Below are 16,594 nucleotides of genomic sequence, written 5' to 3'. Positions count from 1 at the left end.
CCCCGACCGGTCGGACGGTGCCGGCGCAGGCGGAGCCGGTCCGACCGGGCTCAGTCCCAGATGTCGCCGACCGGTCGCCACGGGATGACGGGCAGGTCCTTGCCGAGCCGGTCGGTTCCGAGGGACGGGAACTCGACCGGGGCGGACACCCCGGCGCGGATCTCCGCAGCGGCGCCGGGCTGTTCGGCGGCGACCGCCGCCCCGGCCCCGAACACCGACACACCCACGACGGCACATGCTCCGGCTGTCGCGACGATGGCTGCCCTGATCCGCATCCCTGGCTCCTTCGTGTGGCCGACCGGTGGTGACCGGCCGGTGCTGACGGCTCTGGTGACTGCATCTGGTGACTGCATCTGCTGACGGTCTCCAACCTAGGCAGCCGCCCCTCCCCCGGGCTATCACCCCGCTATCCCGCCGCTGACCTGCGCGGACGACCGGCGAAAAGCCCCCGGCGCTGCCGGACGACTGCCGGGCCGCCCTGCCCCGACGGGCCGGCGCGGCCCGGCATCGTTCTCGGTGTCAGCGACGGCCGGTCCATCCGGTCCGTCGGGAGGATCGGCCCGGCCCACGAGGAGTGGACATGAGCGTGATCGACACCCTGCCCCCGGCCCCGGCGGTCGGACTGCCCGCGGCGCCGGTGATCGCACCACCCCCGGGACCCGAGCACGTCCCCGGCACCCCCGTCGGGACCGACGACGACGACCGCCCGGCCGCCATCGACCTGGACCACCACCCCCGGGTGCGGCGGTTCCTGGCCGACCGCGGGCTCGGTGCCCTGATCACCGATCGGACCACCTCGCCGGCGGGCCGGAACGCCGTCTGGATCGGGCCGTCGGACACCGGCGCCGAACTGTTCGTCAAGCAGCTGCTCGGCCCGGCCGAGGACGTGCCCCGCCGGATGGCCCGGCTGGTCTCCTTCCAGGAGTTCGCCGACGCGGCCTTCGCCGCCGACGAGCAGCCTGGCCCGCGACTGCTGGACGTCGACCGGGAGGCCGGCATCCTGGTGTACGAGTCGTTCCCGGACGCCGTGCCCGGCGCCCGCCTGGTGGTGGACGAGGAGTTCACCGCGGAGCTGGCCCACCGGGTGGGGGTCGCGCTGGCCTCGGCGCACGCGGCCGACCCGGTCGACGGCATCGACGACCAGCCGCTGCTGTTCCCGTCGCCGACCCTGCTGGAGGCCCTGCCCAGCGGCATGTTCGACGCCCTGAGCTTCGGCGAGCTGCAGGCCTGGAGCCTGCTGCAGGCCGATCCGGCCATCGCGACCGCGGTGCGGGCCCTGCTGGCCGACGAGGCCGACGCGCCCCGCGTACCGACCCACGGCGACTTCCGGCTCGACCAGGTCCTGGTCGACGGCCCGCGGGTGCTCATCGCGGACTGGGAGGAGTTCCGGCTCGGTGACGCCGCCCGGGACGTCGGCGCCTTCGCCGGCGAATGGCTGTACCGCTCCGTGCTCGACATCGTGACCACCCGCGGCGGGCAGCGGCCGATCCTGAGCGACCTCTCCCACCAGGACATCCTGCGGCGCGGCGCGGACAACCTGCAGCGCCTCATCCCCTTCGTCGGTCACTTCTGGCGCGGCTACCGCGAGGTGCGGCCCGAGCTCGACCCGGGCTTCACCCGGCGGGCCACCGCCCACGCCGGCTGGCACACCATCGACCGGCTGCTGGCCAGCAGCTCCCGGCTGTCCAAGATCACCGGCATCGAGCGCGCCGCCGCCGGCATCGGCCGCACCGCCCTCATCTCCCCCGACCGCTTCATCTCCGTCCTCGGCCTGAAGGAGGCGTCATGACCGCCGTCATGCAAGCACCGCCCCGGCGCCCGTCCGGTGACCTCTCCCCCGCGCTGCTTGCCCTGTTCGACCGCATCCGGGTCGAGCCGGACCGCAGCAGCGCCCGGGTCGACGGTCACCTGGTGGAGGCCGACGACCCGCACGAGCTCCGCAAGAAGCTGTCCGGCTCGGTGTACGAGATCCTGCACGCCGGACGGAATCCCGCCGAGCCCGACCCGCCGTACCACGCCCGGGACACCGCCTTCGAGGCCGACCTGCTCGGCGCGGTCCCGCACACCCACCGCACCCTGCACCTGCCGGTGCTGGCCGACGACGGCGACACGATCGTGGTCCTGCGGGACGGCGTCCGGGTCAGGATGCTCCGGGACGCGACCGCCGGCGCACCGGTCCGGGTCGGGGACCCCGTGACCGTGCACGTCCCGCCGGCCCGTCCGCTGCTGTCCCCCGGCTTCTTCTTCGTCGACGGCACCCGGACCCCGCCGCCCGCCGGCAGCCTGCTGCGGGTGTACCTGCACCTGCCGGAACCGACCGGCGCCCTGCAGGTCTGGCGCCTGCTGCTCCCCCTGCTCGAGGAGTCCGGGGTGGGCTACCGTGCCAAGATCCTGTCCGCGCCCCGGCTCTACCCCCGCCGCGACGCCCTGGTCGTCTATCTGGACGGCGCCGCGACCCACCGGGTGGACGACCTGGTGGACCTGCTCGACGGCGACACCCGGCTCGCCGCAGCCACTCCCGCCTTCGCCACCCGGGTGGCCCCCGGCATCTCCATCGCCTGGGAGCCCGCCGACCCGCGCCGCGAGTACCAGGGACTGAGCTTCGGCCAGCACCGGGCCCACGTCCTGGTGGACACCCTGCTGGACGCCCTGGAGTCCGGCTCACCGCTCGACGTGGTGGCCGCCCGCAAGTTCGCCGAGTCCAACATCGACCCGACCGACCCGGCCCGCAACGCCGACACCGACTGACCCCGCCTGCCCCGCCCAGTCCTGGGGTGGTTGCAGGGGAGGCGATCCGGACGCATCCCCTGCTTTCGACCCAGTCGGGCGAGAGTTCCGTTCCCGCACCACCGATCAGCGAGGAGTACCGACATGCAGAAGACCGACACGATCATCGACCTGGTCGAGGGCTACTCCGCCTACACCGACGTGGCCGAGCTGAACGTCGACGCCACCAGCCCCGCCCCGGCCGCCAGCACCTCCCCGGTGTGCGTGGCCTCCCTCATCAGCTCGTGGAAGTGCGCCGCCGCCAGTGGCGCCGGCGTCGCCACCATCACCACCGGATGCTGAGGCCGATCACCATGTCCCACCACACCTCGCACTCCCCGTCCGTCCACCCGTCCACCCACAAGGCCGGTGACATCACCGATCTCATCGCCGGCTACCAGGTCTGGTCGGACACCGGCTCCATCGAGCTGGACTCCCGCACGCAGGCCCCGGCCGCGACGACCACGTTCTGCGCCTTCACGGTCAGCTACATGTTCAGCCGGGCCACCGTCGAGGACGGCTGCTGACCGCATCGGACGCCCCACCGAGCACCGAAGGAGCATTCCGATGACAGCAACCGAGCCCGGCATCACCGCCGGGAAGGCCGGTGAGATCACCGATCTCGTCGCCGGCTACCGAGCCTGGTCCGACAGCGCGTCCATCACCGTGGACTCGCGGACCCAGGCACCCGCCGCCACCACCACCTTCTGCGCGTTCACGGTCAGCTACCTGGCGAGCCGTGCCACCGTGTCGGAAGGCTGCTAGGCGGCCACGGCTGGGGCGGGGCCGCACCACCGGCCCCGCCCCGTCCACCGGGCCCGTCCACCGGGCCCACTCCCCTCCCCACTCCGTCCCGTCCCCCCGAGCCCGCCAGGCGGGCCCTACCCCAGGAGTCCGATCCCATGGCCACAACCGCCATCCCGGCACCCGCCGGTGGTCGCCTGCGCCTGTTGCCCGAACTGGTCCGCGGCTCGCGGCCGACCGTCGCCGTCGTCGCCGTCCTCGCCCTGATCTCCGCCGCCGCCACCCTGGCCCTGCCGATGGTCGCCGCCCGGCTCATCGAGGCCCTGCAGACCGGCCGGGCCGGCGGGTGGGGCGTGGTGATGATCCTCGTCGGCCTGGGCGCCACCGTCGCCGGCGCCCTCTCGGCCTTCCTGCTCGCCCGCACCGCCCAGGGCATGCTGCTGCGCCTGCGCCGCCGCACCATGGAGCAGGCCTTCGCCGCGGAGGTGCGGGAGACCCAGCGGATGGGTGCCGGCAACCTGTCCACGCGGCTCACCGTGGACGCGATGAACGTCAAGCAGGCCCTCAACGTCGGGCCGCTGCAGCTGCCCCTGGCCGTGCTCGTCCTGCTCGGCACCATCGTCATCATGGCGGTGCTCGACTGGGTCCTGCTGGTCATCACCGTGCTGTCCGTCGGGTTGGCCTTCGCCGGTGTCGGCGTCGTCATCGTCGCCCTGAAGAAGCGGTACGGGATGCTGCAGGGCGCCGTCGGCGGCCTGTCCGAGCGGTTCGTCGCCGCGCTGGACGGCCTGCCCGTCATCAAGGCCCACCGCGCCGAGGGCGCCACCCTGGACGAGTTGACCCGGGACGCCGAGGACGTGCGCCGGGTCGAGGTCAGCGTGGCCCGGTTCGAGAGCCTGCTCGGCCCCGTGCTCAACCTGGGCCAGCAGATCGCCCTGGTCAGCGTGCTGATCGGCGGCGGTGTGCGACTCGTCGACGGCTCGCTGACGCTGCCCGAGTTCGTGGCCTTCCTCATGTACCTGCTGCAGCTGGCCGCCCCGCTGATGACCGCCGTGTCCGGGATCGCCACCCTGCAGCAGGGTCTCGCCGCCCGTGACCGCTTCGACGAGGTCTTCGCCCTGGCCCCCGAGGACCGCGCCTACCGCCCGACCGGCAGCGCCCCCGCCGAGCGGACCGCCGCGGAGGCCCACGCCCCGGCGGTGTCCTTCCGCGACGTGCGCTTCGCCTACGACACCGAGCCCGTCCTCGACGGGGTCGACCTGCACGTGCCGAGCCGGGGCCTCACCTCGCTCGTCGGCCTGTCCGGTGCCGGCAAGTCCACCGTCCTGGGCCTGGTCGAGGGGTTCATGACCCCCACCGACGGCGACGTCCGCATCCTGGGCCGCGAGCGGTCCGCCTGGAGCCTGGCCGAGCTGCGGTCCCGCATCGGTTACGTCGACCAGCGGTTCACCCTGCTGCGGGGCACCATCCGGTCCAACCTGACCCTGGGCCTGACCGCCGCCCCCGCCGACGACCGTCTCTTCGACGCCCTCGCCGCAGTGGACCTGCACGACGTCGTCCGGGCCCTGCCGGACGGGCTGGACACCACCATCGGCGCCGGCAGCGATCTGTCCGGTGGGCAGCGCCAGCGGTTGGCCCTGGCCCGGATGCTGCTGCGCGACAACGATCTCGTCATGCTGGACGAGCCCACCTCGCAGCTGGACAGCCTCACCGAGGGCAAGCTCCGCTCCGTGGTCGAGGAGCTGGCCGCCGACCGGGCCGTCCTGGTGGTCGCCCACCGGATGTCCACCGTGCAGCAGGCCGATCACGTCATCGTGATGGACCAGGGCCGGGTCGTCGCCCAGGGCACCCACCACCAGCTGGTCCGCGACTGCGCCCCGTACGCCGCCCTCGTGCACGGCCAGCTGCTGCTGGGCGCCGAGCCGGAACTGGCGATGGCCTGAGCCGTCGGCCGCGGCGGGAACGCGAACGGACCCCGCACCGACCCCGAGCGCCCCGACCCAACCCGAGACAGGGACACCCGAGCCCGAGACAGGGACACCCGAGCCCCAGACAGAGACAGAGACCGAGGAGGGACCATGCCCACGCTGTCCATCCTGGCGCCCGTCGCGCCGCTGCGCACCGAGCAACTGCTGCCCTACGCCGCGCTCGTGCAGTGGACCGGCGCCCACCGGCTGTGGCAGGGCCAGACCCTGGCCGTCGACCCGCAGCAGAGCTTCGCGGCCGTGGCCTCGGCCGGGTTCCGGGTCCCGAGCGCCACCGGTGTCACCCTGATGCCGCTGCGCCACCCGGTCGAGGCCGCGCTGCAGGCCCGCACCCTGGCCGCCATCACCGGCCATCCGTACGTGGCCGGCTTCGGGCCGGGGGCGCGGTCGTTCCAGGCGGCGATGCTCGGTCGGCCGTACGCCAGCCCGCTCACCGCCACCCGTGAGTACGTCCGGGCGGTGCGCGCCGCGCTGCGCTCCACCCCCGAGGACGGGGACCGGACCTACTTCCCGGCCTCCACCGTGCTCGCCCCGCTGCCGACGCCCCCGGTGGAGATCGGACTCGGCGTCCTGCGGACGGGTATGGCCCGCGTGGCCGGTGAGGTCGCCGACGTGGCCATCACCTGGCTCACCCCCGCCGCCCACCTGCGGGACACGCTGATCCCGGCCCTGCAGGACGGCGCCGCGCAGGCCGGCCGCCCCGCCCCGCGGGTCGTCGCGATGGTGCCGATGGCACTGCGCCGACCGGACCGGGACATGGTCGGCACCGTGCTGGCCAGCAACGCCGGCCATCTCGCCCTGCCGCACTACCGAGCGATGCTGGCCGCGGCCGGCGTCGTCATCGATCCCGCCGACCGCGACGGCTCGGTGCGGAACCTGGTGCAGGGCGGGGCCTTCCTGTTCGACGACGAGGACGGCCTGGCCAAGCAGATCCGGGAGTACTTCGACAGCGGGGTCGACGAGGTCGTCATCAACGTCGGCGGCGTGTGCCAGACCGAGGGCGCGGGCGTGGCCCTGCGGGAGCTGGAGACGCTGGTGCAGGTGGGTGCGGCATGACCGCCCGGACCGATCCCAGCGTCCCGGACCTGCAGCTCGACCGCCTGCTGCTCGTCGCCACCGGATCCGTCAGCGCGGCGGACGTGCCGTTCTGGGCGACCTGGCTGCGCACCGCGTACCCCGAGCTGCAGGTCGACGTCGCGGTGACCGCGGGGGCCAGACGGTTCCTGGCCACGGCCGCCCTGCACGGCCGGGTCACCGGACGCGTCGTGGAGGACACCTGGCCGCAGGACGCGACCACCGCCCGGCACGTCGACTTCGCGGAGTGGGCGCAGGCGATCCTGATCTTCCCGTCCACCTTCCACTACACCGCACGCCTGGCCCTGGGCCTGGCCGACAGCCCCAGCCTGCTCGCCGCGCAGTGCACGACCGCCCCGGTGGTCCTGGCCCCGGCCCTGCCACCGGGGGGCACCCGCAGCGTGGCGTACCAGCAGCACGTGCGGGCCCTGGCCGAGCGGGAGAACACCCGGGTGGTGCCCCCGCGACCCGGGGTCAGCACGACGACCGGTCGGCACGACTCGTGGGCGCCGGCGCTGCTGCCCGACTGCATCGCGCAGGTCGAACAGGTCCGGCGGACCCTGGCCGGGGGGGCCCCGCTGGGCCGGCCGATCCCCCGGAGCGCGTGATGGGCGCCCGGAGCTCCGCCGACCGGATCGCCCTGCCGCCCCCGGGCGTCGGGGACACCCCGCAGCCGCCCCGCCAGTTCGGCACCGACCTGCTCCGCACCCGGGTCAGCGGGGACGGGACACGCGGCTTCGAGTGGGTGCGCCGGCCCGGTCCCGCCGCCCCCGCCGGGTTCGTCGACCCCGCCGCCTCCACCGATCCCGCGGTGGTCGAGCTGGCCGGCGCCGACCTGCCCGACTGCGCCCGTCCGGTGCTCGGCGTGCCGCTCGGGGACGGCCGTCGCTACCGGGTGGACGGGCCCGTCGCCGTCGCCTCGGTCCTGCTGTACTCCGGCGGCGGCGCCGAACTCACCGGCTCGCTGCAGGCCCTGGGCCGAACCCTCCGCCACCTGCACGCGCTGACCCCCGCCGGGCCGGCCACCGCCCTCGGGCCGCCCCGCGGACTGCTGCGGCTGACCCGCTGGCTGGACGGTTTCCCGGCCGCCGGCGACGCCGACGACGGTCGCACCCGGCTGCGCGCACGCCTCGGTGTCCGTCGCTGGGACGACCTGCGGGGGTGGGCGGCAGCGCTGCTGGCGGGCCCGACTGTGCTCAGCCACGGCGCCCCGGGCCTCGGCTCGCTCGTCCCCGGGCGGGCCGGCGCCGCCCCCGCCCTGCTCACCGGGGAGGACCTCGCGGCCGCCTCCTGGGAATGGGATGTCGGCTGGGTGGTCGGCGAGCTGGTCGAGCTGTGCTGGCAGCTCGGCACCGACACCGGCCTGCGGGCGTTGCTGGGTGGCCTGTTCGAGGGGTACGGGCGCGACCTGGGAACGCACTGGCACCGGGCGGCGGCGCTCCGCATCGCCCTGCACGTGCACGACTTCTCCGCGTACACGCGGGGCAGCGCCGACATCCTGCTCGGCTACGGCGACTTCCTGGCGTTCCTGATCGACCAGGACACCGATCGACCGCCGGCCGGGACGGGGGCCCGATGAGCAACCCGATGGGCATCGAGCGGATGCGGCTGGACAACGGTCTGCGGGTGGTGCTGGATCCCGATCCGCGCTCCGGCCGGGTCGCGGTCGGCACCACCCACGGGGTCGGCTTCCGCCACGAGGCGCCCGGCGAGGAGGGCCTCGCGCACCTGTTCGAGCACATGATGTTCGAGGGCAGCGAGAGCGTGCCGCCGGGCGCCTTCCGCCCGCACGTGCACCGGGCGGGCGGGCTCGTCAACGGCACGACCCACCAGGACCACACCGAGTACCATCAGGTCGCGCCCGCGGCGAGCCTGGAACGGATGCTGTTCACCGAGGCCGACCGCCTCCGCGCCCCCCGGTTCACCCCGGCCGCGCTGACCGAGCAGCTGGCGGTGGTGACCGCCGAGATCCGCACCGCCACCACCGGCCGGCCCTTCGGTGGTCTGCCCTGGCCGCTGCTGCCGCAGGCCCTCTTCGACCGGCACGCCAACACCCACGACGGGTACGGCGACCCGGACGCCCTCGCCACGGTGACGGTCGACCGGTGCGCGGAGTTCTTCGCCGCCCACTACGGGCCCGGCTCGGCGGTGCTCACCGTCTCCGGCGCCTTCGACGTGCCGACCGCCGCCGAGCTGATCCGCCGGCACTTCGCCGACGTCCCGAGCCGCCCGCGGACCCCACCGCCGACCCTCGACGAGCCGGCGCTGCCCGCCGACCGGTGGGTGACCTGGACCGAGGCCGACGTCCCCGTCGCGGCCGCCGCCCTGGGCTTCCGCCTGCCCGACGCCGCCCGTGATCTCCCGGCCCACCTGGCCGCGCTCGTGCTGGCCCAGGGCCTGGGCCACCCGACGGCGGGACCGGGGGTCAGCGCCGGATGCGGGTTCTTCGGACCACTGGACGCCCTGGCCCCGGACGTACTGGTGCTCACCGCCGTCCTGCCCGAGGGACGGGCCGACGGTCGTCCCCTGCTCGAGCGCGTCCGGGCGACCCTGGCCCGCTGGGCCGCGGACGGCCTACCGCCGGCCCTGGCCCACACCTGCCGCGCGCAGGTCGGCACCGTGCTCCGCACCCAGGCCGCCGACCTGGTCGAACGCACCCGGTCGCTCGGCCGGCTGGAACTCCTGCTGGACCGGGCCGAACTCGTCGACGAGCTGCCCGGCCGGGTGGACGCCGTCGAGCCCGACGACATCGCCCGCGCCGCCGCCCTGCTGGCCGGGGCGACGGCCGGTGGGCTGCTGCTCGCCCCCGGTGCGGTGCGCACCCGGCCGGCCGCCCCGCCGCCGGGGCCCCTCGCGGTCGGCACCGTCACCGCGGACCGGGTGGCCCGGACCCCGCTGGGCCCCCGCCCCTTCCCCGGCCTCGGTGCGGACGTGCCCCCGGTGTTCCCGTACCCGGTGGCCGGGCGCACCCCCGGCGGCCTGCGCACCGCGGTCGTCCTCCGCCCGGGCGACCGGGCCCACGTGACGGCGCGGTGGCCACTCGGCCGGCGGGGCTGGGCCCGACCGGGTGCGGTCGACGCGCTGGTCGGCGTGCTCGCCGGCCGGAGCGCCGACGCGGGCGCGCGGTCCGGGATCCAGGAGGGACCCACCTTCTCCACCGACGGCCAGTGGCTCACCGCCACCGGCGCCGTACCGACGGCGGACCTGCCGGCCTGGATCGACGTCCTCGGCCGGGTGCTGGACCCGCAGGCCGCGCCGGCGGGGACGCCCGCGCATCCGCCCGCACCCCGGACGCCGGACCGGGTCGCCCAGGACCTGCTCCGGGCCACCGTGCTGCTCGACGACGGCATCCCAGCCGCCCCCGGTCCGGCCGACCTGCTGGCCGGACTCGGCACCGGGGTCCTCGTGGCGGTCGGCGACGTCGACCCGACCCGCCTCGCCGACCGGGTCGCGGCGGCCTTCCCGACGCAGCCCGGGGCCCGGGACACGGGCGGTACCGGTCCCGTCGCCGTCCGCGACCCCGCCGTCCGGTCCGTCCCCACGCCCGGGACCGGACCCGTCCAGGTGGCCCTGACCGCCTGGGAACCGGACGACCCCACCCATCGCGAGGGCGCCCGGTACCTGGCCGCGGCGGTCTTCGGCACCTGGTTCGACTCCCGCCTGGTCCGCCGGGCCGGCCCGCACGGCCATCTGCCCTTCGTCGGCCGCGACGTCAGCCTGGACCGGGCCCGGGTCTTCGTGCGCGCCGCCGTCCCCGCCGACACGGTGGCCACGGTGCTGGCCGACCTGGCCGCGGAGTGCCGGGCCGTCCGGGACGACCCGTTCACCGACGGGGAGATCGCCCGGGCCCGGGCGTACTGCCTGGCCCAGCTGCGCTCCGTGCTGGACTCCCCGGGGGGACTGGCCGGCACCCTCGCCGCCGGCATGGCCGCCGGGCGGCCGGCCGACTGGCTGCCGGAGCTGCACGCCGAGCTGGCCGCGGTGGACGCCGCCGAGGTCCGGGTGGCCGCCGCGGCGCTGTTCGACCCGGACGCCTTCGGCGGGGTGCTGCTCGGGCCGCTCACGTCCCCGGCACCCGCGGCCGAACCGGCGATCCCGGGGCGATAGGTCCGGGATAGGCCGCCGCCCTTGACTGGTGTCCAGGAACACGGACCGCGCCACCACCGACGGCAGCCGTCCGGTTCCGCTCCCGCACCGCCCGCGAGCACCGTCACCCAGCACGCACCCACCCGGACCAAAGGAGCCCCCCATGCAGCTCGATCCCGCCCTGTACGGCGAAGGTCTCGCCGACATCTACGACCTGATCTACCCGGTCTCCCCCGAGGTGGACTCCGCCGCCGACTTCGTCGCCGCCCGCACCCCCGCGGGCGGGACGGTGCTGGAGTTCGGGGTGGGGACCGGGCGGATCGCCACCGCCCTGGCCGAACGCGGCCTGAAGGTCAACGGGGTGGACGCCTCCCAGCGCATGCTCGACCGGCTGGCCGAGAAGACCGCGGATCTCCCGGTGATGGCCACCCTCGGCGACTTCACGTCGGTGGACTGCGGCGGCAGCCACGACACCGTGCTCATCGCCCTGAACACCCTGTTCATGGTGCCGAGCCAGGAGGGGCAGATCCAGGTCCTGCAGAACGCCCGTCGGCATCTCGCCGACGACGGCGCCCTGATCGTGGAGGTGTACGAGCCGACCCGCTTCCACTCGCTGCCCGGCGGCACCGACACGATGATCCAGCACCTGGACCGGGAGTCCCTGCTGCTGTGCAGCATCCAGGTGGACAAGGTCAACCAGATCGCCGCGATCGGGCAGGCCTACCTGCGGTCCGGCGAACTGCGCAAGACCCCGGAGATCAGCCGCTACGCCTTCCCGGCGGAGGTCGACCTGATGGCCCGGATCGCCGGCCTGCAGCTCACCGAGCGGTACGAGGACTGGGACGGCCGCTACTTCGAGCACCGCTCGGTCCGGCACATCTCGGTCTACCGCCCCGTCCCCGACGCCGACTGACCGCACGGCCCGGCCGGGCGCCGGGCGACACACGACGACCCGCCGGCGGGGGCCGTGCTCCCGTCGGCGGGTGACCCGTCCGACCGACCGACGGTCACCCACACTCTGACGATTGCGCAATCTTGCGGACTTTGTGTCATCCTGGTCCGTCGGCACGGAGCGGTGCGGTGCCCCGCGCCCCCCGTCCTGCGGTGCGCATCGTCGGAAGAGGTGTCCTGCCGTGGTGTCGTTCTTCTCCCTGGTCCTGATCGCGCTGGGCGTCTCGGCCGACGCCTTCGCCGTCGCCCTGGGCAAGGGCCTGCACATGAGGCGGTTCGACTACCGCAGCGCCGCCCTCGTCGCCGTGACGTTCGGCGTGTTCCAGGGCGTCATGCCGCTGATCGGTTGGCTGCTCGCGTCCAGCTTCGCCAGCCAGATCGTCGCGGTGGACCACTGGATCGCGTTCGGACTGCTCGCCCTGATCGGCGGCAAGATGCTCTACGAGGCCCTCTTCGGCGGCGAGGACGTCGAGCCGGACAGCGACGGCATCTCCGTCCGGGCACTGCTGGTCCTGGCCCTGGCCACCAGCATCGACGCGCTCGCCGTCGGTATCAGCTTCGCGTTCCTGGAGGTGTCCATCCTGGGCGCAGCCGGTCTGATCGCCCTGTTCACGCTGGTCATCAGCTTCGTCGGCGTGGTGCTCGGCCACCGGATGGGCGCCCGGCTGGGTCGCCCGGCGGAGGTCGCCGGCGGCCTCGTCCTCATCGTGATCGGCATCAGCATCCTGGTCGAGCACCTCGGCGGCGGCGGCACCGCGCTGGGCTGATGGTCGGCTCCGCGAGCGTCCGCGACGGACGCGATCTGCGGGACTACCGTCCACCCCATGCTCAGGAACGCCGTGGTCGTCGGCCGTCTGGTGTTCGCGGCCGCGACCCTCGCCGGCATCCTGACCCAGCTGGTCATCACCGTCACCGGCGACCACGGGGTGGTGAACTTCTTCAGTTACTTCACGATCCTGTCGAACCTGCTGGCCGGTCTGGTGTTCGTCGCCGGCGCCGTACGGCTGGCCCGCGGTCAGGAGGACGGGCCGCTCGCCGTCGCGATCCGCGGCGCCTCGGTGGTCTACATGCTCTTCGTCGGGGTCGTCTTCAGCACCCTGCTCAGCGGCGCGGACCTGGGGCCGCTGGAGCCGTGGGTGAACACCGTGCACCACTACGTCATGCCGGTGGTCGTCCTCGTCGACTGGCTGGTGTGGCCGCCCGCCCGCCGCCTCCCGCTGCGGACAGCGGCGCTGTACCTGCTCTTCCCGCTCATCTACACCGTGTACTCGCTGATCCGGGGCGCGGTGACCGGCTGGTACGCCTACCCGTTCTTCAACCCGTCGGTCTCCGGCGGATACGGCGGTGTGGCCCTGCTGTGCGCCGGCATGCTCGTCGCCTTCCTGCTCATCGCCCTGCTGGTCCGGTGGCTGGGCAACGCCCGGGTCCGCGCGACGCCCACCCCGCGCGTGGCCGGGCGGCTCTGACCGCGCGGTCCTCCCGGTCGGGTCCGCGGCCACCACGTCCGGACGACCGCGACTTCGGGGCGCGGCCACGGGCCCCTTATCCTGGGCCCGGCGGACCCCCCGCCGACCACCAGCAGGGCGCCGCACAGCCCTCCCGGCGAAGGCGACCCCATGAAGCTGAGCGAATCCGTCCTGCCCCGGCTCCCGGAGGGGATCGCCGTGCCGGCCTACGACCGCGCGGCCCTGACGGCCGGCATCGTGCACATCGGGGTCGGCCACTTCCACCGCGCGCACCAGGCCATGTACCTGGACCGGCTGCTGGCCGCCGGGGAGACGGACTGGGCGATCTGGGGCATCGGCGTCCGGTCCGGCGACGCGCTGGCCACCCGCCTGGTCGAGCAGGACTGCCTGTACACGCTGACCGCCAAGCACCCCGACGGCAGCACGACCAGCACGGTGATCGGGTCGATCATCGGCTACACCAGCGCCGCGCAGGACGGTGAGGCGGCGATCGCCCGCCTCGCCGACCCGGCCACGAAGATCATCTCGCTGACCGTCACCGAGGGCGGCTACGGCATCGACGCGGTCACCGGCGCGTTCAGCGGCCGGGACGACGAGCGGATCACCGCCGATCTCGCCGACCCCACCTCGCACCGGTCCTGGCTCGGGCTGGTCGTGCAGGGGCTGCGCCGCCGCCGGGACACCGAGGCCGGCCCGGTCACCCTGATGTCGTGCGACAACATGCAGGACAACGGGCACGTCACCCGGACCGTGCTCACCGGCTTCGTCGATGCGGTCGCCCCCGACCTGCGCGACTGGGTCGAGGCCAACATGACCTTCCCCAACTCCATGGTCGACCGGGTGGTGCCGGGCACCACCGCGGAGGACCGGGAGCGCCTGCGCACGCAGTTCGACCTCGAGGACGCCTGGCCGGTCACCGGCGAGCCCTTCGCCCAGTGGGTGGTGCAGGACGACTTCGCCGCCGGACGCCCGCCGCTGGAGACCGTCGGGGTCGACGTGGTCGACGCGGTCGAGCCGTACGAGATCATGAAGTTGCGGCTGGCCAACGGGAACCACCAGGCGTCGTGCTTCTTCGGGTACCTGCTCGGGTACGAGTTCGTCCACGAGGCCATCGCCGACCCGGACATCCACGCCATGCTGCTGCGCTACATCGACACCGAGGCGGTCCCCACCCTGCAGCCCATCCCCGGGGTGGACATGAACGCCTGGGGCAGAACCGTTCTCGAGCGGTTCGGCAACCCCCAGCTGCGCGACCCGATCACCCGGATCTGCGAGGACACCTCGAACCGCATCCCGCGCTTCCTGCTGCCCACGGTGCGCGACCAGCTGGCCCAGCACGGCCCGGTCACCATCTGCGCCGCGGTCGTCGCCGGCTGGGCCCGGTACGCGCAGGGCACCGACGAGCAGGGCCGGCCCATCGACGTGCAGGACCCGCGCAGCGCCGTCGTCACCCCGGCCGCCCGGGCGGAGAGCACCGTCCCGGGGAGCTTCCTGGGACTGACGGAGATCTTCGGCGACCTGGGCGACCGGCCGGCGTTCGCCGACCGCTTCCGCGAGGCGTTCGCCGAGCTGGAGTCCGCGGGCACCCGGGCCCTGGTCCGCCGACTCGCCGGCTGAACCCCGCAGGGGCCCGCGGCGCGCCGGCCGGGACCGTCGAGGATCATCGTCGGTAGGCTCCGGTCGGCGGGCGTGACCCGCCGGAGCGGTGCAGCAGGTCCTCTCACGAAGGAGTGAGCCCATGGACGAACGGGCGGGCCCGCTGCGGGGCGTGCTGTCCTGGAAGGTCTACGCCCTGCTGGCCGTGCCGTGGGCCCTGCTCGCCGGCTGGCAGGTGCTCGGCCCCGCCGAGCGGGGGAACCCGACCCTGACCGCCGTCTGCCTGATCGCCGCGCTGCTGCTCGTCCTCACCGCGGTGGTCGCCGCCGTGCGGCACGCCGACTCCCGGCGGAACTGACCGGGCCGGGGGCGCCCGGTCACCGGGCGAGGTGGCCGGGGCCGGGTCAGCGCACCCACATCTCCCGGGCCAGCACCTGGTGGCTGAGGTACCGCCGGAAGCCCTCCTCGTACACCTCGACCGCGGCCGGATCCGGTTCGATCACCGCGGACGGCGCCGTCCACACCGCCCGGTCCAGACCGAGACCGAGCGCGTCGGAGGCGGCCAGCACCGCGCCACGGGCGCCCACCTCACCGGCCCGGGCCAGTGAGAGCGGTCGGTTCAGCACGGAGGCGAAGATCTGCATCCAGGCGCGGGAGGCCGACCCGCCGCCGCAGACGAACACCGTCCCGGTGAGGTCGGCCGCGCTGAAGCAGTCCCGCGCCGCGTACGCGAGCCCCTCGCACACCCCGCGGATGATGTCGGCCCGGGTGGTGGTCAGGTCGATGCCGGAGAACTGCCCGGTGGCCCCCGGATGGACGAACGGGGCCCGCTCGCCGGACGGCGCGAAGTACGGCAGCACCTCGACACCCCGCGCACCGGGCGGACTCTCGGCCAGGATGGACTCCAACTGGTCGAACCCGGCCAGCAGGGTGGCCATCACCCAGTCCAAGCAGGCGGTGCCGACCATCGCCGCCATCACCCGCAGCCAGCGGTCCGGCTCGGGCATGGTGATCGTCATCCCGGCGTGCCGGCCGGTCAGGTCGTAGGCATCGGTGAGCACCGAACAGGCCAGCGTGGTGCCCGCGATCAGCAGGCCGTCCCCGGGGCGGACCACCCCGGAACCCACGGCGCAGGCCGGGATGTCGTACGGCCCGGCGGTGACCGGCACCCCGGCCGCCAGGCCGGTGGCCCCGGCGCCCGCCTCGGTGAGGGTGGCCGAGGGCACGGGGCGGACCACCGGCGCCAGCAGGTCCCGCCGGTGGGTCAGCCCGGTCAGCTCGAGCACCCGGTCGGAGTAGTCCGCGGCCGGCGTCAGCGACCCGAAGGGCAGGGAGGCATCGGTCGCGTCGGTGGCGCGGACCCCGGTCATCCGGAGGAACAGTAGATCCTTGACGTTCCCGGCGGTGGTGGCAGCGTCCAGCACGGCCGGCTCGTGCTGGTCGAGCCAGGCCAGGATGGGTGCCGATGCCCCCGGGAAGAGCAGATTGCCGTTCTCGGCGAAGATCTCGTCCGGGACACCGCGATCGGTCCACTCGCCCAGCACCCCGGCGCCCCGGCCGTCCATCCAGGACACCGCGGTACGCACCGGCACCCCCCGGTCGTCGTACAGCCAGCACCCGTCGCCCTGCCCGGTGAGCGCGACCACGGCGGGCCGGCGCACGCCGGTCGCCCGGGTGATCTCGGCCAGCACGGCCCGCACGCTGCCGACGATGACGTCCGGGTCCTGCTCGACCTGCCCGGGGGCCGGGTGCTGGAGCGGCACCGGCCGGGAGGCGACGGCGAGCATCGCGCCGGTGCGGTCGAAGGCGGCCGCCTTGGCCATCGAGGTGCCGACGTCGACGCCCACGTACACGGGCTGGTCCTCGTGGGCCACGGCGCCCACCTCCCACCTCTGGAACGGTTCCGGCTCCGGACGGAGCACGGTG

17 protein-coding genes are annotated in these 16,594 nt (G+C 74.6%); 15 read left to right on the top strand and 2 right to left on the bottom strand.

Going from position 1 to position 16,594, the window contains the following annotated elements:
- Positions 1–50 precede the first annotated feature (50 nt).
- Positions 51–275, bottom strand: a complete 225-nt coding sequence (locus J2S58_RS12225; protein ID WP_205256850.1) for a hypothetical protein — start codon at positions 273–275, stop codon at positions 51–53.
- 305 nt (positions 276–580) lie between these two features.
- Between J2S58_RS12225 and lxmK the strand changes: the two genes are divergently transcribed.
- From lxmK to J2S58_RS12150, 15 genes are all read left to right on the top strand, one after another.
- Positions 581–1,789 carry a class V lanthionine synthetase subunit LxmK gene (lxmK, locus tag J2S58_RS12220; protein ID WP_205256851.1) on the top strand — a complete coding sequence of 403 codons (1,209 nt, stop codon included), beginning with the start codon at positions 581–583 and terminating at the stop codon, positions 1,787–1,789.
- Positions 1,786–2,748 (top strand): T3SS effector HopA1 family protein, encoded by a 963-nt coding sequence (locus J2S58_RS12215; protein ID WP_205256852.1) that lies wholly within the window; start codon positions 1,786–1,788, stop codon positions 2,746–2,748. The genes lxmK and J2S58_RS12215 overlap by 4 nt, the downstream gene beginning before the upstream one ends.
- 123 nt (positions 2,749–2,871) lie before the next feature.
- Positions 2,872–3,069 (top strand): LxmA leader domain family RiPP, encoded by a 198-nt coding sequence (locus J2S58_RS12210; protein ID WP_205256853.1) that lies wholly within the window; start codon positions 2,872–2,874, stop codon positions 3,067–3,069.
- Positions 3,063–3,293 carry a hypothetical protein gene (locus tag J2S58_RS12205; RefSeq protein ID WP_205256854.1) on the top strand — a complete coding sequence of 77 codons (231 nt, stop codon included), beginning with the start codon at positions 3,063–3,065 and terminating at the stop codon, positions 3,291–3,293. Before J2S58_RS12210 ends, J2S58_RS12205 begins: the two co-directional genes overlap by 7 nt.
- 40 nt (positions 3,294–3,333) lie before the next feature.
- Complete coding sequence (locus J2S58_RS12200; RefSeq protein WP_205256855.1) at positions 3,334–3,531, top strand: hypothetical protein; 198 nt, start codon at positions 3,334–3,336, stop codon at positions 3,529–3,531.
- A 137-nt stretch (positions 3,532–3,668) separates the two neighbouring features.
- Positions 3,669–5,453: an ABC transporter ATP-binding protein gene (locus J2S58_RS12195; protein WP_205256856.1), complete on the top strand. Its 1,785-nt coding sequence runs from the start codon at positions 3,669–3,671 to the stop codon at positions 5,451–5,453.
- A gap of 135 nt (positions 5,454–5,588) precedes the next feature.
- Positions 5,589–6,551 (top strand): LLM class flavin-dependent oxidoreductase, encoded by a 963-nt coding sequence (locus J2S58_RS12190; protein ID WP_205256857.1) that lies wholly within the window; start codon positions 5,589–5,591, stop codon positions 6,549–6,551.
- Positions 6,548–7,177, top strand: coding sequence for a flavoprotein (locus tag J2S58_RS12185; protein ID WP_205256858.1), 630 nt, complete (start codon positions 6,548–6,550; stop codon positions 7,175–7,177). The genes J2S58_RS12190 and J2S58_RS12185 overlap by 4 nt, the downstream gene beginning before the upstream one ends.
- Positions 7,177–8,148, top strand: coding sequence for a phosphotransferase family protein (locus J2S58_RS12180; RefSeq protein ID WP_205256859.1), 972 nt, complete (start codon positions 7,177–7,179; stop codon positions 8,146–8,148). The genes J2S58_RS12185 and J2S58_RS12180 overlap by 1 nt, the downstream gene beginning before the upstream one ends.
- Positions 8,145–10,676, top strand: a complete 2,532-nt coding sequence (locus J2S58_RS12175; protein ID WP_205256860.1) for a M16 family metallopeptidase — start codon at positions 8,145–8,147, stop codon at positions 10,674–10,676. Before J2S58_RS12180 ends, J2S58_RS12175 begins: the two co-directional genes overlap by 4 nt.
- Before the next feature lie 142 nt (positions 10,677–10,818).
- Positions 10,819–11,568, top strand: a complete 750-nt coding sequence (locus J2S58_RS12170; protein WP_205256861.1) for a class I SAM-dependent methyltransferase — start codon at positions 10,819–10,821, stop codon at positions 11,566–11,568.
- 223 nt (positions 11,569–11,791) lie between these two features.
- Positions 11,792–12,373: a manganese efflux pump gene (locus J2S58_RS12165; protein ID WP_205256965.1), complete on the top strand. Its 582-nt coding sequence runs from the start codon at positions 11,792–11,794 to the stop codon at positions 12,371–12,373.
- Between the two features lie 57 nt (positions 12,374–12,430).
- Entirely contained in the window at positions 12,431–13,072 is a 642-nt protein-coding gene (locus J2S58_RS12160) for a Pr6Pr family membrane protein (RefSeq protein ID WP_205256862.1), read from the top strand.
- Positions 13,073–13,222: 150 nt separating this feature from the next.
- On the top strand, positions 13,223–14,689 hold the full coding sequence (locus tag J2S58_RS12155) for a mannitol dehydrogenase family protein (RefSeq protein WP_205256863.1): 1,467 nt from the start codon (positions 13,223–13,225) through the stop codon (positions 14,687–14,689).
- 121 nt (positions 14,690–14,810) lie between these two features.
- Positions 14,811–15,026, top strand: a complete 216-nt coding sequence (locus tag J2S58_RS12150; protein ID WP_205256864.1) for a hypothetical protein — start codon at positions 14,811–14,813, stop codon at positions 15,024–15,026.
- A gap of 46 nt (positions 15,027–15,072) precedes the next feature.
- On the opposite strand, the gene J2S58_RS12145 is transcribed toward J2S58_RS12150, so the two are convergent.
- Entirely contained in the window at positions 15,073–16,542 is a 1,470-nt protein-coding gene (locus J2S58_RS12145; protein WP_205256865.1) for an FGGY-family carbohydrate kinase, read from the bottom strand.
- Between the last annotated feature and the right edge of the window lie 52 nt (positions 16,543–16,594).

Origin of the sequence: Nakamurella flavida, from assembly GCF_030811475.1 — a bacterium.
Lineage (GTDB): Bacteria > Actinomycetota > Actinomycetes > Mycobacteriales > Nakamurellaceae > Nakamurella > Nakamurella flavida.
The sequence above is the reverse complement of the archived record's forward strand: the minus strand, read 5'-3'. Positions and strand labels throughout refer to the sequence as shown.